This window comes from Candidatus Tectomicrobia bacterium, assembly GCA_016192135.1.
Classification (GTDB): Bacteria; UBA8248; UBA8248; order UBA8248; family UBA8248; genus 2-12-FULL-69-37.
The window spans coordinates 109,028-128,020 of record JACPUR010000017.1 but is presented as its reverse complement, the minus strand read 5'-3'; the positions used below and the strand labels follow the sequence as shown (position 1 = coordinate 128,020).

The 18,993-nt window shown below is 71.0% G+C and carries 19 protein-coding genes; 12 read left to right on the top strand and 7 right to left on the bottom strand.

Going from position 1 to position 18,993, the window contains the following annotated elements; genetic code table 11:
• The 3 genes from HYZ11_07040 (at window position 1) to HYZ11_07030 (ending at window position 3,492) form a co-directional block, all read left to right on the top strand.
• Window positions 1–870: an energy transducer TonB gene (locus HYZ11_07040; protein ID MBI3127343.1), complete on the top strand. Its 870-nt coding sequence runs from the start codon at window positions 1–3 to the stop codon at window positions 868–870.
• A 149-nt stretch (window positions 871–1,019) separates the two neighbouring features.
• On the top strand, window positions 1,020–1,601 hold the full coding sequence (locus tag HYZ11_07035) for a hypothetical protein (GenBank protein MBI3127342.1): 582 nt from the start codon (window positions 1,020–1,022) through the stop codon (window positions 1,599–1,601).
• Between the two features lie 127 nt (window positions 1,602–1,728).
• On the top strand, window positions 1,729–3,492 hold the full coding sequence (locus HYZ11_07030) for a cation:proton antiporter (GenBank protein MBI3127341.1): 1,764 nt from the start codon (window positions 1,729–1,731) through the stop codon (window positions 3,490–3,492).
• A 24-nt stretch (window positions 3,493–3,516) separates the two neighbouring features.
• On the opposite strand, the gene HYZ11_07025 is transcribed toward HYZ11_07030, so the two are convergent.
• From HYZ11_07025 to HYZ11_07015, 3 genes are all read right to left on the bottom strand, one after another.
• Window positions 3,517–3,777, bottom strand: coding sequence for a hypothetical protein (locus HYZ11_07025; protein MBI3127340.1), 261 nt, complete (start codon window positions 3,775–3,777; stop codon window positions 3,517–3,519).
• Between the two features lie 156 nt (window positions 3,778–3,933).
• Window positions 3,934–5,082, bottom strand: a complete 1,149-nt coding sequence (locus HYZ11_07020; protein ID MBI3127339.1) for a glycosyltransferase family 4 protein — start codon at window positions 5,080–5,082, stop codon at window positions 3,934–3,936.
• Between the two features lie 6 nt (window positions 5,083–5,088).
• Window positions 5,089–6,429, bottom strand: coding sequence for a (Fe-S)-binding protein (locus HYZ11_07015; GenBank protein MBI3127338.1), 1,341 nt, complete (start codon window positions 6,427–6,429; stop codon window positions 5,089–5,091).
• Between the two features lie 140 nt (window positions 6,430–6,569).
• Here HYZ11_07015 and HYZ11_07010 point away from each other — a divergent pair, with 140 nt between their 5' ends.
• Together HYZ11_07010 and HYZ11_07005 are read left to right on the top strand one after the other, a co-directional pair.
• Complete coding sequence (locus tag HYZ11_07010) at window positions 6,570–7,715, top strand: glycosyltransferase family 9 protein (GenBank protein ID MBI3127337.1); 1,146 nt, start codon at window positions 6,570–6,572, stop codon at window positions 7,713–7,715.
• A 163-nt stretch (window positions 7,716–7,878) separates the two neighbouring features.
• A complete protein-coding gene (locus tag HYZ11_07005) occupies window positions 7,879–9,360 on the top strand; it encodes a flippase (GenBank protein MBI3127336.1) in 1,482 nt (493 codons plus the stop codon).
• 24 nt (window positions 9,361–9,384) lie between these two features.
• Here HYZ11_07005 and HYZ11_07000 read toward each other — a convergent pair whose 3' ends face one another.
• Window positions 9,385–10,167 (bottom strand): class I SAM-dependent methyltransferase, encoded by a 783-nt coding sequence (locus HYZ11_07000; GenBank protein MBI3127335.1) that lies wholly within the window; start codon window positions 10,165–10,167, stop codon window positions 9,385–9,387.
• Window positions 10,168–10,346: 179 nt separating this feature from the next.
• Here HYZ11_07000 and HYZ11_06995 point away from each other — a divergent pair, with 179 nt between their 5' ends.
• Genes HYZ11_06995 through HYZ11_06985 form a run of 3 tightly spaced genes read left to right on the top strand, consistent with a single transcriptional unit; the run spans window position 10,347 to window position 13,337 of the window.
• On the top strand, window positions 10,347–11,156 hold the full coding sequence (locus HYZ11_06995; GenBank protein MBI3127334.1) for a class I SAM-dependent methyltransferase: 810 nt from the start codon (window positions 10,347–10,349) through the stop codon (window positions 11,154–11,156).
• A 2-nt stretch (window positions 11,157–11,158) separates the two neighbouring features.
• Entirely contained in the window at window positions 11,159–12,355 is a 1,197-nt protein-coding gene (locus tag HYZ11_06990; protein ID MBI3127333.1) for a glycosyltransferase family 4 protein, read from the top strand.
• Window positions 12,356–12,359: 4 nt separating this feature from the next.
• On the top strand, window positions 12,360–13,337 hold the full coding sequence (locus HYZ11_06985) for a Gfo/Idh/MocA family oxidoreductase (protein MBI3127332.1): 978 nt from the start codon (window positions 12,360–12,362) through the stop codon (window positions 13,335–13,337).
• 196 nt (window positions 13,338–13,533) lie between these two features.
• On the opposite strand, the gene HYZ11_06980 is transcribed toward HYZ11_06985, so the two are convergent.
• From HYZ11_06980 to HYZ11_06970, 3 genes are read right to left on the bottom strand one after another with little or no spacing between them, the layout of a single operon-like run.
• Window positions 13,534–14,241, bottom strand: coding sequence for a methyltransferase domain-containing protein (locus HYZ11_06980; protein MBI3127331.1), 708 nt, complete (start codon window positions 14,239–14,241; stop codon window positions 13,534–13,536).
• Between the two features lie 22 nt (window positions 14,242–14,263).
• On the bottom strand, window positions 14,264–14,527 hold the full coding sequence (locus tag HYZ11_06975; GenBank protein MBI3127330.1) for an OsmC family protein: 264 nt from the start codon (window positions 14,525–14,527) through the stop codon (window positions 14,264–14,266).
• 39 nt (window positions 14,528–14,566) lie between these two features.
• A complete protein-coding gene (locus HYZ11_06970) occupies window positions 14,567–14,821 on the bottom strand; it encodes a hypothetical protein (protein MBI3127329.1) in 255 nt (84 codons plus the stop codon).
• 317 nt (window positions 14,822–15,138) lie between these two features.
• Between HYZ11_06970 and HYZ11_06965 the strand changes: the two genes are divergently transcribed.
• The 4 genes from HYZ11_06965 (at window position 15,139) to arsB (ending at window position 18,830) form a co-directional block, all read left to right on the top strand.
• Window positions 15,139–16,092 carry a phosphoglycerate dehydrogenase gene (locus HYZ11_06965; protein MBI3127328.1) on the top strand — a complete coding sequence of 318 codons (954 nt, stop codon included), beginning with the start codon at window positions 15,139–15,141 and terminating at the stop codon, window positions 16,090–16,092.
• 417 nt (window positions 16,093–16,509) lie between these two features.
• Window positions 16,510–17,190 (top strand): aquaporin, encoded by a 681-nt coding sequence (locus tag HYZ11_06960; GenBank protein MBI3127327.1) that lies wholly within the window; start codon window positions 16,510–16,512, stop codon window positions 17,188–17,190.
• A gap of 156 nt (window positions 17,191–17,346) precedes the next feature.
• Window positions 17,347–17,769 (top strand): helix-turn-helix transcriptional regulator, encoded by a 423-nt coding sequence (locus HYZ11_06955; GenBank protein MBI3127326.1) that lies wholly within the window; start codon window positions 17,347–17,349, stop codon window positions 17,767–17,769.
• Window positions 17,769–18,830: an ACR3 family arsenite efflux transporter gene (arsB, locus tag HYZ11_06950; GenBank protein ID MBI3127325.1), complete on the top strand. Its 1,062-nt coding sequence runs from the start codon at window positions 17,769–17,771 to the stop codon at window positions 18,828–18,830. The genes HYZ11_06955 and arsB overlap by 1 nt, the downstream gene beginning before the upstream one ends.
• Window positions 18,831–18,993 lie beyond the last annotated feature (163 nt).

Here is an 18,993-nt window from a genome sequence, read left to right as displayed (position 1 = left end):
GTGCGGACCATCTACCGGACGGCGGGAAAGGGCGGGGGGCTGAAGCTCCACTGGCTCCTCTCGGCCGCCGTCCATGCGGGCCTGCTGGGGGGCCTGGCCCTCCTCCCCCCCGGGGGCGCGCCTGAGCCGGGCTACCCCGTCCGGCTGGTGCGCCTCGCGCCGGAGGAGAAGGCGCCCGCCCCCGAGGCGGCGCCCATCCGCGAACCCAAGCCCCGCACGCCTCCCTCCCCTCTCCCACCGCCCGGGCAAACTTCTTCGCCCGGGCAGGCCGCGCCCCAGGGGACCGCCGCACCCCGGGCACCGGAGCGCGCGGTCCCGCCGCCGGGTGCACGAGCGGAGAAAAAGAAGGTCATCCCGCCGCGCGAGGCCGCGTCCGCCGGGCGCGCGCCGCGCCAAGTCCCCCCGGCGCCTTCCCAGGAGGCGAAGCCCTTCGCCCGTCCGGGCCAAGCGCCCACCTCTCCACCGAAAGAAGAATCCCCTCCCCCACCGGCCGCAACGAAGCCCGCATCCCCGGCCCCCGCGCCCCGGGCGGAAGGCTCCCGGACGGCGTCGCTTCCTCCCCTCCCCGGGGAGGAAACGCTCTCGCCCCGGCTCCTGCGGGAGCGCCTCGCCCAGATCGTGGCGCGCATCGAGAGGGCCAAGCGCTATCCCGAGGCCGCCCGGCTCATGGGGGTCGAGGGCACGGCGGTCGTGGCCTTCCGCATCCGGCCCGACGGCCGGGTGGAGGGCCTCGCCATCCGCGAGACCTCGGGGCACCCCGCGCTGGACGAGGCGACGCTCGAGGCCGTCCGGCGGGCGCAGCCCCTCCCCCACGTCCGCCATGCGCTGGTGCTCCCCGTCCGGTATACTCTCCGGGAAGCCGAGCGGTAGCTGCAGATCCGGCTAGTTTCCCTACAGAAGTCTCCAGCAGTCCGTAAGGGCGATGCTTGTCATCGCCCTTACGCGCGGGTGATACATGGGGCGGACACAAGGTTCGCCCCTACGAAACCCTCATCCGCAACGCGCATAAGGAGTCCCCGATGCCCGCCCCGCCCGCAGTCACCCGGCGCGAGGAGCGGCAGCCCGACGGCGGGCTGGCCGCGGTGTGGGAGTTCACCCCGGAGCGGGAGCCGCTCGAGGCGCTCCTGCGCGACCTCTTCGAGAACCACTACCGGGACATCGTGTTCGGCCCCTGCATCCAGGGCGCCGTCTTCGAGTGCCGCACCGGCCACCCGCCCAGGCGCGTCGGCTACCTGGACGGCTACCTCACCGTGGATTTCGGCGACTGGCACCTGCACCTCTGCATCGGGGAGCACAAGGGGGACGGGCGGCGCCCCTGCCCGCCGGGGCTTGCCGCGTGGCGGCGCTGCGGGCGGGCGGCCCTCGTCCGAACGTTCTCCGATCCGCCCATCGCCGGGCACGCCCCGCTGAGCTACAGCCTCGGCCTCTGGAACGGCCGGGGCGAGCAGATGATCACCTTCTTCCTCCCCAACCCCTGCCTCACGGACGACCTCCGCCCCGCGCGCTCGCCGGACTGGTCCAAGCTCCGGCTGTGGAACCGCATCCGCGCCTATCACCTGGGGCTCGACGAGGACCCGGGACCCTTCGAGGGATGGAAATAGCGGCCCAACCGGCCACGCCGGGCAAGTGGCCCCCCGCGCATGCTTCTTCTATGATGGCCGCCGCCGCGAGCGCATCCCAAGCCACCCGCGATCGCCAGGAACTGCCCGAAAGGGGGCTTTCCGTCCCGTGCACGACTTGAGCCTGCTGATCAACCTTTCCGTGAGCCTCGTCGCCGCGCTCGCGCTCGGGTTGCTGACCCAGCGCCTGGGGCTCTCGCCCATCGCGGGCTACCTTCTCGCCGGGATCGCCCTCGGCCCCCAGACGCCGGGATTCGTCGCCGATCCGAAGATGTCGGCCCAGTTCGCCGAGATCGGAGTGATCCTGCTGATGTTCGGGGTGGGGCTCCACTTCCACCTGAGGGAGCTGCTGGCCGTCCGGAACATCGCCCTGCCGGGGGCCGTCGCGCAGATCGCCGCCGCGACCGCCTTCGGGCTCGCGGCGTCGGCGGCGTTCGGCCACGGGTTCGGCTTCGGCCTGACGATGGGCCTCGCGCTCGCGGTGGCCAGCACGGTCGTGCTCACCCGCGTCCTCGCCGACAACAACCTCCTCCAGACGAGCCATGGCCACATCGCCGTGGGCTGGCTGATCGTGGAGGACATCTTCACCGTGCTGGTACTCGTGATCCTTCCGAGCGCCGCGGGCTTCCTCGGCGGGGCGGCGGCGCGCGGCGAGAGCGTGTTCTCTTCGCTGGGCCTGACGGCGCTGAAGGTGGGGGCGCTGGGCCTCCTGGTGCTCGTGGTGGGGGCGCGCGTCGTGCCGTGGGTCCTCAGGCAGGTCGCCTACGCGCGCTCCCGCGAGCTCTTCACCCTGACCGTCCTGGCCCTCGCCATCGCCATCGCGACGGGCTCGGCGGCCGTCTTCGGGGTGTCCATGGCGCTGGGCGCCTTCATCGCGGGCCTGGTGGCGGGCCAGTCGGAGGTGAGCCATCAGGCGGCGGCCGACGCCCTCCCCATGCGGGACGCCTTCGCCGTGCTGTTTTTCGTCTCGGTGGGGATGCTGTTCGACCCGAAGGTGGTGTGGGAGCAGCCGCTCTACCTGTTCAGCCTTCTCGCCATCATCCTGATCGTGAAGCCGCTCTCGGCCCTGATCATCGTCTGGGCCCTGGGCTACTCCGTCCGGACGGGGCTCGTCGTGGCGCTGGGCTTGGCCCAGATCGGGGAATTCTCCTTCATCCTGGCCGGCCTGGCCCGCGACCTCCGGATTCTCCCCGCCGAGGGGCAGGGCCTCCTCGTCGCCTGCGCCCTCGTTTCCATCTCCCTCAACCCCATCGTCTTCCGCGCCGTGGACCCGGTCGAGCGGTGGCTCCAGCGGCGGCCGCGCCTGTGGCGCCTGCTCAACCGCAAGGCGCGGGCGCGGGGGCGGGCGCTGAACCGCGAGATGAAGGAGCTCCTTCTCCATCTGGACACGGGCGACGGGGCCCGGCCGCGCGCCATCGTGGTGGGCTACGGCCCGACGGGGCAGGCCGCCTCGCACATCCTCGAGGAGTTCGGCATCCAGCCCGTCATCGTGGACCTGAACCTGGACACCGTCCGGGCCCTCGGGGCGGAGGGGAAGCCCGCCGTGTACGGGGACGCCACGCAGCGGGAGATCCTGAGGCGGGCGGGGACCGAGAAGTCGAAATACCTTCTCGTGACCACGCCGGACCGCTCATCGAGGGCCGCCATCATCATGACGGCGCGCGATCTGAACCCGGACCTGAAGATACTGGCGCGGAGCCACTACATTCAGGAGAGGGCATGGCTGGAGCGGGTGGGCGCCACCACCGTCTGCAGCGAGGAGGCCGAGGTCGCGGCGGCCATGGCGCGGCTTCTGCTCGAAGAGGTGGGCGCGAGCGAGGAGCGGATCCGCGAGGAGGTCCGCAAGGCCCGGGAGGCGCCTTGGCAGGGTTGAGCCAGGGGACGGCGGGAAGAGCGATCAGGCCCGGCCGGCGGTGCTCACGTAGGCCCGGCGCGCCCGGCCCACGCGGACGGCGGGGACGGGGGCCGGTTTCACCGGTTCCTGGGGCGGTGCCGCCGCGGCCGCGCGGGAAGCCTCGGCGGCCTTGATCCGGGTCGCGAGGGTACGCCTTCGGGCGAGCCATCCGCCCGCGCGCGAGAAGACCCCCTTCCCCTTCTTGGACGGCCACAGGACGACCGCGAAGAGGGCGAGCACGAGGAGGAATTCCAAGCCTGACATCGGCATGCTGTCCATATCGATACGTTGCCTCATCTCAACCGCAAGTTACAATCGGGCGAAACCTGAAAATCGCCCTCCGTATATTATAGCATGTCTCAAGATGAGATTTCATGCAACCCCACCCATACTAGCCGATGGAATAACCTCTTTTTCCGGTCATCCCTGGGCATCCTGATAGACGCGGAAGGTTTCCTCGGCCGCCTGAGCCCAGGAAAACTTCCCCGCGTGGCGCAGCCCCCGCTCGCGGGCCCCGGCCAGGCCTCCCGCCTCCGCCGCCCGGAGCATGGCCTCCGCCCACGCGCCCCCGTCCCCGGCGGGCAGCCTCAGGGCGGCCTCTCCGGCGGCCTCGTCGAGGGAGGGATGGTCCGAGCAGGCCACCGGGGCGCCGCAGGCCATCGCGTCCACCACCGGAAGCCCGAAGCCCTCGTAGAGCGAGGGATAGAGGACGAGCTTGGCCCCGGCGTAGAGCGCCGGGAGGTCCTCGTCCGGCACGAAACCCGTCCGCAGTACCCCGGGAGCCCCCGCCGCCAGTTCCTGGATCAGCCGGCCATAGGGGCCGCCCATTCCCCCGGCGAGGACGAGCGGAAGCTCGAGCCCCTTCCGCCGCGCCCCCGCGTGGGCGTGCAGCAGGATCTCCACGTTCTTCCGGTAGTCGAACCCGCCCGTGTAGAGCAGGTAGCCCTCCGGCAGGCCCAGCCGCGCGCGGAGGGCCTCCGGGCGGGCCGGATCGCCCGGCGGCCTCATCCCCAGCGCGGGGGCGGGGAGGACGGCCCGCACCCGCTCCTCCGGGAATCCCATCAGCCGCGCGAGGTCGCGCTTCGTGTGCTCCGAGATGGTGATGACGCGGTCCAGCCGCCCCAGCGCGTGGCGCAAGTAGGCGCGGTAGAGCCGCATCTTCCGGCCGACCGGCAGCTTGTAGCGCCGCAGGTAGACATCCTCCGCCGCGAGCGGCATCAGGTCATAGACGTGGCCCACGGCCGGGACCGGGAGGCGCCGGAGGGGAAGGTTCCACTGGAAGAAGGCGTGGAAGACGGCGGGGCGCGCGCTCCGAACCTGGCGGTCCAGCCGCAGGGCGTCCGCCAGCCATTGGGGGGAAAAACCCGGCCGCACCGGAGGCCGCAGGCGCGCCTCGGCGCCCTCCCGCCGCGCGAGCTCCGCCTCGGGACTGCCCTCGGGGGCGAAGAGGACGAAGGAGCGGCCGCCCCGCGCCGCGAGGAGCGCCGCCAGCAGCTGCCCCCCCAGGGCGCCCACCCCCCTGCCCCGGTGCTGGGAGACGGGGGCCACATCGATGCCGATGCGAGCCATCGCTCCTCAGGGGCGCGGGCGCGGGGGGCCGTAGAGGGCGGCCTGGAGCTCCTCCCGGGCCTTGCCGGGGTCGATCCCGTGGGCCCGGAGGAAGTCGCCCGCCTCGGCGAGGACGCGGTCCATGTCCTCGTAGAGCTTGAAGGTCTTGGTGCGGTCGGGGTAGTCGAAGCCCATGGCCTCGCCCAGGACGGACATGAAGTTCTCCACCCGGAAGGGCTGGCCCTTCTCCTCGGCGCAGAGCTCGCGGTGGCAGCTGTGGTAGACGGTGAGGAGGGAGTCCACCTTGGCCTCCCGGGCCGAGGCGAAGAGCCGCTCCCGCATGGCCGCCTTGGCCTCGGGCAGGGCCAGGGTGGGGCACTGGTAGCCGTGGTCCGAGAGCTGGTCGATCTCCGCGATCTCCAGGCCCGGCACGGCGCGCAGGACGGTCATCAGGTTCTTCTCGATCCCCTCGACCCCCCCGTGCAGGTGCACCGCCGCCCGCTTGTTCACCGGGCGCACGAAGAGAGCTTTGAGCCGATCGAGGTTGGCCGCGAGATAGGACGTGATGTGGACGAAGGGAAGGGCCTCTCCCGCGCCGTTGGAGGAGGCGGCCCCCGCGAGGCGCAGCTCGGCCTTCGCGTAGAGCGGCATGTACTCGGTGTATTGAATCTGGCAGGTGGGGCAGAAGGTGATGACCTCGCGGGGGCCGTAGGCCCGGAAGTGGCCCAGCGACTTCGCCCCCATGAGCGCCCCCGCCTCGAGGTCGCCGCGGCGGATATGGTTCACCCCGCAGCAGTGGGCCATCCCGCCGGCGACTTCGTAGTCGAGCCCCATCCGGTCGAAGACGTCCATGCAGGAGAGGAGGATGTGGGGCGTCTGGAGGATGTTGCACCCGAAGTAGAAGACGGCCTCCGCCTTATCCCTCTTGCCCCCCCGGACGGCGGTCAGGCGGCGCCAGAGGCCGGGCTCCACCTGGATGGCCGACATGAGCCGGATGGTGCGGCCCAGGAGCTGGAAGTAGTCCCGGCTCGCCCCGGCCCGCTCCTCGGGGCCCTGTCTCGCCCGCTGGAGCTTGAGCTTGGCGTAGGAGAGCATCTCGCGCGGGTTCACGTCCTCGGGGCAGGCCTCGATGCAGGCGCCGCTCTTCTGGCAGGTCTCGGCCCAGACCGCGCCCTCGGGCGCATGGGGCCGATCGTTCAGGAGATCGATCACCGAGCGCACCACCCTCTCGGGCTCGGCTCCCTTGAGGGAGGAGTAGGGCGCCATCGGGCAGACCTCGAAGCACTTGCCGCACAGGGTGCACGCCTCCGTGATGCGGGCGATCCGCTCCCCGGTCAGCTCCTCGAAGGTCAGCTCGGTCACGGCCACGCGGTTTCCCTCTCCCCTGAAAATCGTCCGGAGGCAGTCTAGGGGCAGGGAAAGGGAGGGTCAATCGGACGGGTCCCGCCCCTTCCCGCCCCGGCCTTTTCCGTCCCGCGGGGGGTGCGGGCGCGATATACTCCCCTGCCGTGAGATACGCACCCGATCCGCGGGCCGGCATGACGCCGCTCCAGCGGGGGCTCCTCAGGCTCCTCGCGGCGCCGCGCCTCGCCCGGCCGCCCGATCTGAGGGGCGCGCGCCTCCTCGCCGTCCAGGTGGCGGGGATGGGGGATTTCCTCCTCGCCGTGCCCGCCCTGCGGGCGCTCAAGGCCTCCTTCCCGGGGTGCCGGGTGGACCTCCTGACCAGCGCCCGGGCCGCCCGCGCCGCCCGGGGCTGCCCCTACCTCGATTCGATCCACACCCTGGAGGCCAAGGGCTTCCAAGGGAACCACAGCCCGCTCCGGTGGCGGGAGGCGCTCCCCCTCGTCCGCCGCCTCCGCCGCGAGGGCTACGGCGCCGCCCTCAACCTGATCGGCCTCTACTCGCCGCAGGGCGCGGTGCGCATGGGCCTGCTGCTGCGCGCGCTGGGCGCCCCCCTCCTCGCGGGCCGGGACACCCTCGGCGCCGGGACCTTCTTTCACCTCGCGCTCGAAGAAAGCCTGGAGGCCCCCCAGAACGAGCGCGACGCGAACCTGGCCCTCGCCCGCCTCCTGGGCGCGGAGGATCCCCAAGGCGGCCGCCTCGAGGCCTGGCCCTCCCTCGAGGACGAGCGCCGCGCGGAGGAGATGGTCCGCCGCCTGAAGGGCCAGGGCCCGATCGTCGGGGTGAACCCGGGCAGCGAGCGCCCCGAGAAGGCCTGGCCGGAGGAATCCTTCCGGCGGGTGCTGGAGGCGCTGCGGGGGGAGCGGGGGGCGCGCTTCCTCCTGACCGGAGGGCCAGCCGAGGCCGCCCTCGCGGCTCGGCTGGCGGCGGCGCTCGGGGAGGCTGCCCTCAGCACGGTGGGCCAGGTCAGCTTCCACGGCACCTATCCCCTGCTCAAGCGGATGGACATCTTCCTCACCACCGACACCGCCGCCCTGCACCTCGCCTGGGCGGCGGGGACGCCCGCGGTGGCCCTCTTCCGGGAGGAGAACCTGGGGCGCTACCGCCCCGCGACGGACCGCATCACTTGCCTCACCGGGCCGGAAGGCGCGGCGCTCGGGATCGATCCGGAGGAGGTGCTGCGGGCCTGCCGGGCGCGGTTCGGGGAGGGGGAAAAATCGCCGGGTGCGGGCGGGGCGCCGGCCGGGCGATAATGGGTGCGCAGATCATATTGTGAGAATTTGATGTCATTCCGAGCGCAGCGAGGAATCTTCGTGAGAGGCCACACCCGAAGATTCTTCACTCCGCTTCGCTCCGTTCAGAATGACATCCTTTTCTGCCGGGCCTCTTAGACCCGCCCCCCGAGGACCTTCCCCCTTGGCCGCCGACCGGACGAAGGCCCGCATCTTCTCGAACACGGCCTGGCTGGCCGCGGGGACCCTCGTCAACGCCCTCATCGGCCTCTACATCACCCGCGCGCTGGCGCGCTACCTCGGCGTCGCCGACTACGGCCTCTACGCCCTCGCCTTCGTCTACCTCAACTTCACGGCGGTGATCGCCAACTTCGGCTTCGACTCCATCCTTCTCCGCGAGGCCGCGCGGGACAAGGAGGGGACGGATTCCATCGTCTCCTCCGGCATCGTCCTCAAGTCCGCCTTCGCGGTCCCCGCCGTGGCGGCGGGGGCGCTCTACCTCGCCGGGCGGGATTTCCCCCCGGCCTACACCGTGGCCGTGATCTTCCTCCTCCTCTCCCACTTCGTGGGCGCATTCGACACGTACGAGATCGTGCTCAAGGCCCGCCTGCGGGCGCAGAACGTGGCCGCCGCCTCGGTGCTCTCGCAGCTTCTCCTCCTCGGGGCCGTTCTTTTGGGGAGAGCGCGGGGATGGCCGCTCGAGTGGCTCATCGCCTCCTATGTCTTCGTCCGCCTCCCCCGCGCCGCCTTCGTCTACCTGCGACTCCGGAGGGAGATCTCCCTGCGGTGGCGCTGGGACCCGGCCCACGCGCGGTTCGTCCTGCGCGAGTCCGCCGTCATCGGCCTGTCCGGCCTCATCTGGGTGTTCTACTTCCGGGTGGACGCCCTGATGCTGGAATGGATGAAGGGGCCCGAAGCCGTGGGCCAGTACGCCGCGGCCTACAAGTTCATCGAGCTGGGCTTGCTCGGCTCGGGGCTCGTGATGGCGTCCCTCGCCCCCCTCCTCGCGGAGCGCTGGCCCGCCAACCCCGCCGGCTTCCGGTGGATCTACCGCGAGACGATCGACTACATGGCCATGATCGGCGCGCTCGGGGCGGGGGCGATGGCGGTGCTGGCCCCCGATCTCATCCGGACCATCTACGCCCCCTCTTTCACCGATGCCATTTCGGTCCTGCGAATCCTCTCCTTCGCCCTCATCACGCTGTTCATGAACAACGCGTTCGGCCACACCATGGTCATGGTGGGGGTCCAGGGGCCGGGGTTCATGACCACGCGCGTCCTGGGCACCGTCCTCAACGTGGCCCTCAACCTGTTGTGGATTCCCCGCTGGGGGGCCTACGGGGCGGCGTGGGCCACGGTGGCGAGCGAGATCGGCGTCCTCCTCCTCTCGCCCGCGTTCGTTCACCGCAGGACCGGCATCTGGCCGAGGCCCTGGACGCCGCTATTCGGCGCGGCGGCCGTCTGGCTCTCCTGGAAAGCGTACCTGGCGGCCGGCGGCGGGAGGGTGGAGGCCAGCTGGCCGGCCCGGCTGGCGGGATGCGCCGTCCTCGCGGCGGCGCTGGCGGCCTTCCTGGCCGCGCACCGGCGCCAGATCGGGGAACTCCTCCTGCAGCTCCGCGGGAAAAGCCTCTCCCCCGCCGGAGAGCCCCCCATCGCGATCCCCTGAGCGGCGGGAGCGCCCGCCCCGCGCTTAGAGCTTCACCGCGATCCGGCCGGTGTGATCGATCCGGTTCAGGAGAATCTTCACCGCGTTCCGCGCGATGTACTCGTCCACCGCCGTCCGCGCCCCCTGCCATTCCCCGTAATCGTCCAGTATCAGCACCCCTCCGCGGGAGAGCAGGGGGAAAAGGTGCTCCATCTCGTGCTTGGTGGACTCGTACCAGTCGGTGTCGAGCCGCAGCAGCGCGATGGGGCCGGGGGAGGCGGCGGGGAGGGTGTCTTCCACTTTCCCACGGATGAAATGGATGCGCGACGGATCGTATCCCACCCCCAGCACCGCCGCCTTGACTTCCTCCAGGGGGACGGCGTTCGCCTCGAATATCCCGCCGGCGCCCCCGCCCCGGAAGCGGGCGTAGGCCTCCGAGGCGGGCTCCCCCCAGTGGGAGACGTCCCGCGCCATGGGCGGAGGCATGCCCTCGAAGGTGTCGAAGAGGTAGAGCTCCCGATCCTGAACCCCCAGGCGGAGGAGGGTCTTGGCCGCGGCCATCATGCTCCCGCCCCTCCACACCCCGCACTCGACGACGGCCCCGGGGATGCCGTTCCCCACCACGTACTCGACCGAGCGCGCGAGCGCCACGATCCGCTCGGGGCCCGTCTGGGTGTAGAGGGCCACTTCCTCGATCAGGCGGAAGTCCTCCGGCGAAAAGTCGCTGCGCAGCCGCCGGAGGTCGTCCGGCACCGAGCCGCGGCGGACGAGCTCGAAGCCCGCGGCGCCGACCGCCCGCTTGATCGCCGCCTTGAGCAGATTCCGCATGGGCGCGCCGGGCCTCCCGGGACCTCCGGCCGCCGGGGGGCGGCCCAAACCGCGAAATGGGGTGGAATCGGGGGCAAAATAGCAAAAAAGGCCCGCGGCGGCACCTCCGCCCGCGGCGGCCCCGCTCTGGATTATACTGCCGGTGGGCGACGACCCGGGCCTTTCGGGGAAGGGGACACATGGCGGCGCTTCCGGTCGAAAAATACGAGGCCATCTACCGCGAATGGGAGGCGCGGACCGACCTGGGTCCCCACATCCGGCGGCACCTCGAGGAGCGCGTCCGTTACCACGCCCTGCTGGACGGCGTCCTGGCCGCCCTGCCCCCGGGGGCGCGCTGCCTGGAGCTGGGCTGCGGGACGGCCATCGACTCCTGCCTCCTGGCCCGGCGCCATCCCGGGCTCCTCTTCTTCGGGGTGGACATCGCCCGGGGGAGCCTCGCTTTGGCGCGGCGGGCCTGCGGGCAGACCGGCCAGCGCGTGCATCTCGCGCGGGGCGACGTCTTTCGCCTCCCCTTCCGGGACGGGGCCTTCTCCCTCGTCTTCCACCAGGGCCTCGTCGAGCACTTCCCGGAACCGGAGGGCATGATGCGCGAGCAGGCGCGCCTCCTCGCCCCGGGCGGCTGGGCGGTCGTCAGCGTCCCCCAGGCCTTCACCGGCTACACCCTCATGAAGCGCATCCGGATCGCCCGGGGCGCCTGGCCCTGGGGCTGGGAGCGGAGCTACACCGCGGGCGCCCTGGAGGCCCTGGGGCGGGCATCGGGCCTCGTCCCCGGCCCCGCCGTCGGGGAGGGCTACTGGCGCTCCTGGGGGGAACCCGCCTGGGTGCTGCGGGACCTCTGGGGAAAGCTCCACCGGCGCAACCCCTGGCGGGAGAATGCCCCCTTCCCCGCCCTGGACCGGGGCTGGGACAGGCTGTGGGAAGGGCTGGAGGCGCGTCTCGGCCACCGCTTCTGCAAGAACGTGATCGTGCCCTTCCGGAAGCCGAGCTGACGATGCGCATCCTCGTCTGCAACGAGCAGTACGCCCCGGCCGGCGGGGCCGAGGTGTATCTCCTCGACGTGATGGCGCGCCTCGAGGCCAGGTGCCACGAGGTAGGGATCCTCCACGACGCCCCCGCCGCGCCGGAGGTGGAGAAGAAGCGCCCCGCCTTCCGCGTCCCCGGCTCGATGGGCTTCGTCCACGACAGCTCCGCCCCGGTCGTAGAGACCGTCCGGCGGGCGGTGGAAGAATTCGCCCCCGATGTCCTCTACCTCCACCAGGCGATGAACCCCGCCGTGAACCTGGCGCTCGCGGGGGCGGCCCCCTTCGTGCAGTACGTCCACGGCCTGCGCCTCACCTGCCCGACCGGGCGGCGCCTCCCGAGGACGTGGGAGGGCATCTGCGAGAAGCCCTTCGATGCCCACTGCCTGTGGAAGGCCCACACCCAGCTCTGCATGCCCCGGCGGCCCGACACGGCGCTTAGGGTATGGACCGACGTGCGGCGCAACGTGAAGGCGGCCCGCCTCGCCCGGCGCGTCCTGGCGCCGAGCCGCTACGTGGCGGATCTCCTCGTGCGCGGGGGGACTCCCCAGGAGCTCGTGGAGGTGCTCCCCTACTACACCGAGATCCCTCCGGCGGCGGAGCGCGCCCGGCCCGCCCCGGAGCGGCGCGTCCTGGCGCTGGGGCGCCTGGAGCCCGAGAAAGGCTTCCAGCATCTGATCGAGGCCCTCCCGCTCATCGAGGCGCCGGCGGTCCTGGAGATCGTGGGGGAAGGCCCCTTCCGGGGCGAGCTGGAGAGGCTGGCGCGCCAAGCCCCGGAGCGCCACCGGGTGATCTTCACGCCCTGGGTGGCGCGGGAGAAATTAAGCGAAGTCTATGCCCGGGCGCGGACCGTGGCCTTCCCCTCCACCTGGCCCGAAACCTTCGGCCTGGTCGGAATCGAGGCCATGGCCCACGGGCTGCCCGTCGCGGCCTTCGAGGTGGGCGGGGTGGCCGAGTGGATGCGCGACGGGGCGACGGGGGCCCTCGTCCCCCGCAAGGACGTGCCCGCCCTGGCGCGGGCGCTCGACGCCTACCTCTCGGACGGGGAGCTGGCGCTGCGCCACGGCGCGGCGGGGCGCGAGGAGGTGCGCCGCCGCTTCCTGCCGGAGCGTCACCTGGGCCGCCTGGAAGAAGTGCTCGCCGGGGCCGCCGCGCGCGCGCGCCCCTAGCGCCATGCCCCCCCTCCGGCTGGGACTCATCGGCGCGGGGCGCTGGGGCCGTGCCTACCTCCGCACCATCCAAAGCCTGCCCGATTTGGCCCTCGCCCGCCTCTGCAGCGCGAATCCCGAGAGCCGGGCGCTCGTGGATTCATCCTGCCAAATCACCCGCGACTGGCGCGAGGTGGCGGAGGCCTCGGACCTGGACGGCGTCATCGTCTGCACCCCGCCCGCGCTCCACGCCATGATGACCGGGGCGGCGGTGCGGGCGGGCCTCCCGGCGATGGTCGAGAAGCCCCTCACCCTGGATCTTGAAGAAGCGCTCCGGCTGCAGGAGACGGTGGAGCGCGCGGGCGTCCCCGTGCTGGTGGATCACATCCACCTTTTCCACCCGGCCTACCAAGCGCTCAAGCGCGAGGCGGCGCGGCTGGGCCCCGTGCGGCGCATCCGCGCGGAGGGCGGGAGCCTCGGGCCCTTCCGGGAGGACACCACCTCGCTCTGGGACTACGGCCCCCACGACCTGGCCATGTGCCTGGACCTCTTGGGCGCCTCCCCCCGCCGCCTCGCCGCCCGGCTCGAGGAGACGCGCGAGACCCCGGAGGGCCGGGGAGAGAACTTCGCGCTGGAGCTGGATTTCCCGGGAGGCGCCCGCGCCGGGATCCGGGTGGGGAAGATATTCCCGGAGAAGCGCCGGCGCTTCGCCGCCTGGCTCGGCGGGTGCGCCCTCGTCTTCGACGATCTCGCGCCGCAGCGCCTCGTGCGCCATCCCCTGCCCCAAGGCTGGGAGGGCGAGCCCCCCGCCCTCGAGGGCCCGGGCGAGCCCCTGCCCTTCGACTACGAGCCTCCCCTGGCCGCCGCCCTCAAGGCCTTCGCCCGGGGCATCCGGGGGGAGTCGCTGGAGGGCCTCGGGGTGGAGCTCGGCGTCGAGATCGTGCGCCTGCTGAACGAAGCCGAGCGGCAATTGCCGCCCGAGGGGAGGATTCGCGAGGCGTAGGGGCGGATGGCCATACGCCCCTGCCGGGAAAGGGCGAATCTGTCACAAGGGGGGGGGCGATGGGACAGTTCCGATTAAGGGTGTCATCCTGAGCGAAGCGAAGGATATCGGTTCGAATGGAAATTCAACCCCGATATCCTTCGGTCGCTGACGCTCCCTCAGGATGACAACCTTTCCGCTCTGCCGGCCGGCACATTCATCCCTTCTCCAGCACCGCCACGTGGTGCAGGCTGTGGCCGCGCCGGCCCGCCAGGAGATCGAGGAAAAGAAAGGAGAGCTGGACCAGTCCGAACGCCGGCCGCAGGAGGAAGAGCGCCGTCCGGTTCCCCCGCGCGATCTCCTCCCCGATGAAGACGCTCAGGTTCTGCCCCACGAGCCCCAGGGTGCCCGAGGTGGGGTGAATGGCGCGGACGCGGAAGCCCGCCTCCTCGGCCAGATGGCGGAGGCCGTGCGGGGTGTAGCGGTAGTAGTCGTGAGGCTCGCCGTGCAGCCCCCAGGCCATGGGCGTGCTCAGGACGAGGCGCCCGCCCGGGCGCAGCACCCGCGCGGCCTCCCCGAAAAGCCGGGCCGGGTCGGGCAGGTGCTCGATCACCTCCCAGCAGGTGGCGTGGTCGAAGGCGCCGTCCCGGAAGGGGAGCGCCCGGCCGTCCGCCCAGACGTCGGGCGGGACGCCCTTGAAGGCCTCCGAGGTGGAGAGGTAGTCCGCGTTCACCACCCGCCGGGCGCGCGAATAAAACTTGGCGAAGGTGCGGGGGCCGCTGCCGATGTCGAGCACCCGGCCCTCCAGGCCCTCGACGAGCGGGGCGATCCAGAGCAGCCGGAGGAGGTGCTGGAGGAAGATGGGGTTGCGGAAGGCGTGGCGCAGCGCCGGGAGGAAGCGCAGCACCGACGCCCGCCCGCTCATGCGGCCCTCCATCCCGCTCGCCTCAACCGATTCCCTCGATCGCCAAGGGCTCCCCGTTCAGCCGGATCGAGCTCTTGAGCGGCACGGCCGCCTGGATCATATTCTCGGCGAAGCAGCCCTTCTTGGCCATGCGGATCACGTGCCGGATGGCCTCCGGCGGGGCCTTCGACTCCACCTCGAAGCGGGTGCGGACCTCGGTGCAGCCCGACTCGACCGTGCCCCGGAGGAAGGAACCCCTCAGGAAGTAATCCATCTCCACCCGGCAGGAGGCCCGCTTGAAGGGCACCTTCTTCATCCGCGCGTACCGCGCAAGCTGGGTGAGGAGTCAGAACCCCACCCCGAGCGAGATATAGCCGAGGGGAGTCGGGTGGGAATCCTCCCCTCCCATCATCTCGGGCTCGTCGCAGAGCACCTCGAACTTCCCGTAGCGGCCCCGGCGCAGGTGGAGCTTGCCCTCGATGGTCTCGGCGTCGGCCGCGATGGTGAGGACGTAGCCTTGGCTCGGGAGATCGGGCTTGTCGATGGGCCGTTGGCCCGGCGATGTGGCTTCGGCCATGTGGTCCAGCGGCTTTCCGGGCATACGTCGTTCCTCCAGGGAGGTCAGCCACGCGAAAGAGCCGTCATTCCGGGGAAGCCCGCCGCCTCGATCAGAACGGGTTCTGCGAAGATGTTATCCTGAGCCCTTCGCTTCGCTCAGGCCAGGCTCCGCGAAGGATATCGGTTTAAACCGAGATTCTTCGCTGCGGGCCTTCGGCCCTCCGCTCAGAATGACAAGCATAAGCCTGGGCGTTCCTTGGAACCCCTATTTCCATGCCAACTTCTGGGCGCATCCGCATGTTGGCATCATCCGTGATTTGGCCCCAAAATCAAGCTTCGTCATTCCATCGGGAGACCCCCATGCCGCGCATCGCCGTGCCGGACGACTTCCCCTCCGTCCTCGCCGGGAGCCGGGCCGAGGCCCGCCTGCGCGAGCTGGGCGAGGTGGAGATTTTCACCACGAAGGCCGGAAGCCCCGGGGAGCTCCTCCGCCGGGTCCGGGGCGCCGAGGCCGTCGTCAACATCCGGGCCTTCAGCCGCTTCGACGCGGGCTTCTTCTCCCGCGCCCGGGGCCTGCGCCACCTCTCCATCTGGGGGACGGGCACCGACAACGTGGATTTAGCCGCCGCCCGGGCGGCCGGGGTGACGGTGACGAACACCCCGGGCGTGGCCGCCGCCTCGGTGGCCGAGCACGCCATCGCCCTCATGCTGGCCGTGGCCCGGCGCATCCCCCTCCACGACGCCGCCGTGCGCCGGGGGGAGTGGCCGCGCGGGGGCATGACCCAGCTCCGGGGGAAGACCCTGGGCCTGGTGGGCCTCGGGGCCATCGGCCGGGAGACGGCGCGCCTCGCCCGGGGCCTAGGGATGAAGCTCCTCGCCTGGACCTTCCACCCGGACCCCGCCTTCGCGGCGGAGGCGGGCCTCGAGTGGGCGGAGCGGGACGCGCTCTACGCCCGCTCCGACGTCATCTCCCTCCATGTGCGGCTCTCGCCCGAGACGCGCGGGATGATCGGGGAGGCCGCCTTCGCGCGGATGAAGCCGGGCGCCATCCTGGTGAACACGGCGCGGGGGCCCGTGGTGGAGGAGAAGGCGCTCCTCGCGGCCCTCGCCTCGGGACGCCTCGCGGGGGCGGGGCTCGACGTGTTCGAGGCGGAACCCCTGCCCGCCGGCCATCCCCTCGCGGAGTTCCCCCAGGTGGTGCTCTCTCCCCACAACGCGGGAATCACGCCGGAGGCGGCCGAGGCGGGGCTCCTCCTCGCTGCCGAGAACGTGGCGGCCTTTTTCGCGGGAAGGCCTCGGAACGTGGTGAATTGAGGGGGGAAAACGGCCAACGATGTCATTCCGAGGGAGCCCGCCCAGGCGGCTTGCCGCCTGGGGACCCAAAAGAGGGTGACCGAGGAATCTGCTTTTGCTTTTTAGAAACAGATTCCTCGCTGCGCTCGGAATGACAAACCTAGGCCCTAACCAAGCATGTTTCGTCCGTAGGGGCGAATCTTGTATTCGCCCCTCCTGCCTCCGGTGAATTGGGGCGAACACGAGGTTCGCCCCTACGGAAGATTTGATTTGTCTCCCGCGCCGGAAATTGCGGCTGGGACCCGCGCGGATTTGCTATAATCTCCCCATCCAAATCCCCGGCGCCGGACCGCGGCGCGCGGGCACCCGCCCGGAAGTCTCCGTTCCCCATGCGCGCGGCGCTCCCTCTCCGTCCGGAGGGCGCCGAGGAGCACAAAGATGAGCCAAACCGGAAGAGCCTGCGCCGCGGAAGCGGTCGCCACCTTCGGCCTGTGCTTCATCGGCGCAGGATCCATCATCCTGAACGCCCACACCAACGGAGCCGTCGGGCTGATCGGGATCGCCGTGGCCCACGGCCTCATCCTCTCGATCATGGTTTCGTGCTTCGGCCATGTCTCGGGAGGGCACGTGAACCCGGCCGTGACCTTCGGCTTCATGGTGACGGGCAAGCTGGACACCGGGACGGGCCTCGCCTACATCCTGAGCCAGCTCGTGGGGGGCACGGTGGCGGGGCTGCTGCTGCGCCTCATCTTCTCGCCTGAGGCCTGGATAAAGGTGAACCTGGGCACCCCCACCGTGGCGGGCGGGATGGGCTTCGGCGCGGCGGTCCTGCTGGAACTCATCCTGACCTTCTTCCTGGTGACGGCGGTCTGGGGGACGGCGGTGGACGACCGCCATCCCCCCATCGGGGGCTTCGGGATCGGCCTCACCATCGCGGCCGACATCCTGGTGGGCGGCCCCCTGACCGGCGCCTCCATGAACCCGGCCCGGACCTTCGGCCCCGCCCTGGCGGGCGGGGGCTTCGACGGGCTGAACCACCTCGTCTACTGGATCGGCCCCCTGGCCGGGGGCGCCCTCGCGGCCTTGCTCTACAACGGGGTGTTCATCAAGAAGGACTGAGGCGGGCGCGGAACGCGCTGGCGTGGGGGCGTATTGCAATACGCCCCCACGGGAAGGCTGTCCATCGAGATCATCGGCGGGGCGCCCCAGGCGCCCCGCCGCCTTTTCCCCTGACGGTCATTGACAGCAGGGAAGTTTCCTTATATATTTCGTCATATGGCGAATTATCGAATCAATGCAACGGATTCCGCCGTCGAGATCGCCAAGGCCCTGAGCGACCCCCAGCGCCTACGGGCGCTGCTCGCCCTGCGCAGGGGCGAGCTCTGCGTCTGCCAGCTCATCGAGCTGCTGGGCCTCTCCCCCTCCACGGTGTCGAAGCACATGTCCATCCTGGCCGATGCCGGCCTGGTGCGGCACCGGAAGGAGGGCCGGTGGGTGCACTACCGGATCGATGAGGAGGAGAGCCCGCCGGAGGCACGGGGGGCCCTGCGCTGGCTCCGGGAGTGCGCCCCGGAGCCGGACGGGGATCGCGAGCGCCTGAAGCGCATCCGAAGGGCCGACCTCACCCTTCTGTGCAGCATCCAGCGGGGGCGCGCCGCCGCCGCTCCCGAGCCCGGCCCGCGGAGAGCCCTGCCATGATGGAAGCCGCCGTCGCCCGGCGCCTCTCGTTCCTGGACCGCTACCTGACGCTCTGGATCTTCCTGGCCATGGCCGCCGGCATCTGGCTCGGACACGCGGTGCCGGGGGTGGAGGGCTTCATCAACCGCTTCCAGGCGGGGACGACCAACGTCCCCATCGCCGCGGGGCTCATCCTGATGATGTACCCGCCCCTGGCGAAGGTGCGCTACGAGGAGCTGGGGCAAGTCTTCCGCAACTGGAAGGTCCTGGCCCTCTCCCTCGTCCAGAACTGGATCGTCGGGCCCATCCTCATGTTCCTGCTGGCGATCACCTTCCTCTCCGGCCATCCGGAGTACATGGTGGGGCTGATCATGATCGGCCTCGCCCGCTGCATCGCCATGGTGATCGTCTGGAACGAGCTGGCGAAGGGCGACACGGAGTACGCGGCGGGGCTCGTGGCCTTCAACAGCGTGTTCCAGGTGCTCTTCTTCAGCGTGTACGCCTACGTCTTCATCACCGTCCTGCCGCCCTGGTTCGGGCTCTCGGGAAGCGCCGTGGCCGTGAGTATGGGGCAGATCGCGGAGAGCGTCTTCATCTACCTCGGCATCCCCTTCCTGGCGGGAATGCTCACGCGCCTCGCGCTCGTCAAGGCGAAGGGCCGGACCTGGTACGAGCGGGAGTTCATCCCCCGCGTCAGCCCCCTGACCCTGGGCGCGCTCCTGTTCACGATCCTGGTCATGTTCAGCCTGAAGGGCGAGATGATCGTGCGGATACCTCTGGACGTGGCGCGGATCGCCCTTCCCCTCCTCGTTTACTTCGTCGTCATGTTCCTGGTCAGCTTCTGGATGGGGCGCCGGATCGGCGCGGACTACTCCCGGACGGCCACCCTCTCCTTCACCGCCGCGAGCAACAACTTCGAGCTGGCCATCGCCGTGGCCGTGGCCGTCTTCGGGATCAACTCGGGCGCGGCGTTCGCTGCCGTGATCGGTCCCCTGGTCGAGGTCCCTGTCCTCATCGGGCTGGTGAACGTCTCCCTGTATTTCCAGCGGCGGTACTTCGGGGGAGCGGCCTCCCCCGCTTAGCCCTTTCTCCCGCCGGCTCCGGCCGCCGGAAGCCGGTGCCTGGCCGGTCAGCTTTCGCCCCGGTAACGGAATCCTTTCGGATATCCCTTGATGCGCTTGCCTTTTGGGGCGGCCAAGGCTATATTTGTTGAGCTTTCCGGTCGGGATACCGGGCCGCTCTCGA

Coding starts and splice junctions, on each gene's coding strand:
- HYZ11_07035 (MBI3127342.1), top strand. CDS start 1,020: ATGCCCGCCCCGCCCGCAGTCACCCGGCGCGAGGAGCGGCAGCCCGAC.
- HYZ11_07025 (MBI3127340.1), bottom strand. CDS start 3,777: ATGTCAGGCTTGGAATTCCTCCTCGTGCTCGCCCTCTTCGCGGTCGTC.
- HYZ11_07020 (MBI3127339.1), bottom strand. CDS start 5,082: ATGGCTCGCATCGGCATCGATGTGGCCCCCGTCTCCCAGCACCGGGGC.
- HYZ11_07000 (MBI3127335.1), bottom strand. CDS start 10,167: ATGCGGAATCTGCTCAAGGCGGCGATCAAGCGGGCGGTCGGCGCCGCG.
- HYZ11_06995 (MBI3127334.1), top strand. CDS start 10,347: ATGGCGGCGCTTCCGGTCGAAAAATACGAGGCCATCTACCGCGAATGG.
- HYZ11_06990 (MBI3127333.1), top strand. CDS start 11,159: ATGCGCATCCTCGTCTGCAACGAGCAGTACGCCCCGGCCGGCGGGGCC.
- HYZ11_06985 (MBI3127332.1), top strand. CDS start 12,360: ATGCCCCCCCTCCGGCTGGGACTCATCGGCGCGGGGCGCTGGGGCCGT.
- HYZ11_06980 (MBI3127331.1), bottom strand. CDS start 14,241: ATGAGCGGGCGGGCGTCGGTGCTGCGCTTCCTCCCGGCGCTGCGCCAC.
- HYZ11_06970 (MBI3127329.1), bottom strand. CDS start 14,821: ATGCCCGGAAAGCCGCTGGACCACATGGCCGAAGCCACATCGCCGGGC.
- HYZ11_06965 (MBI3127328.1), top strand. CDS start 15,139: ATGCCGCGCATCGCCGTGCCGGACGACTTCCCCTCCGTCCTCGCCGGG.
- HYZ11_06960 (MBI3127327.1), top strand. CDS start 16,510: ATGAGCCAAACCGGAAGAGCCTGCGCCGCGGAAGCGGTCGCCACCTTC.
- HYZ11_06955 (MBI3127326.1), top strand. CDS start 17,347: ATGGCGAATTATCGAATCAATGCAACGGATTCCGCCGTCGAGATCGCC.
- arsB (MBI3127325.1), top strand. CDS start 17,769: ATGGAAGCCGCCGTCGCCCGGCGCCTCTCGTTCCTGGACCGCTACCTG.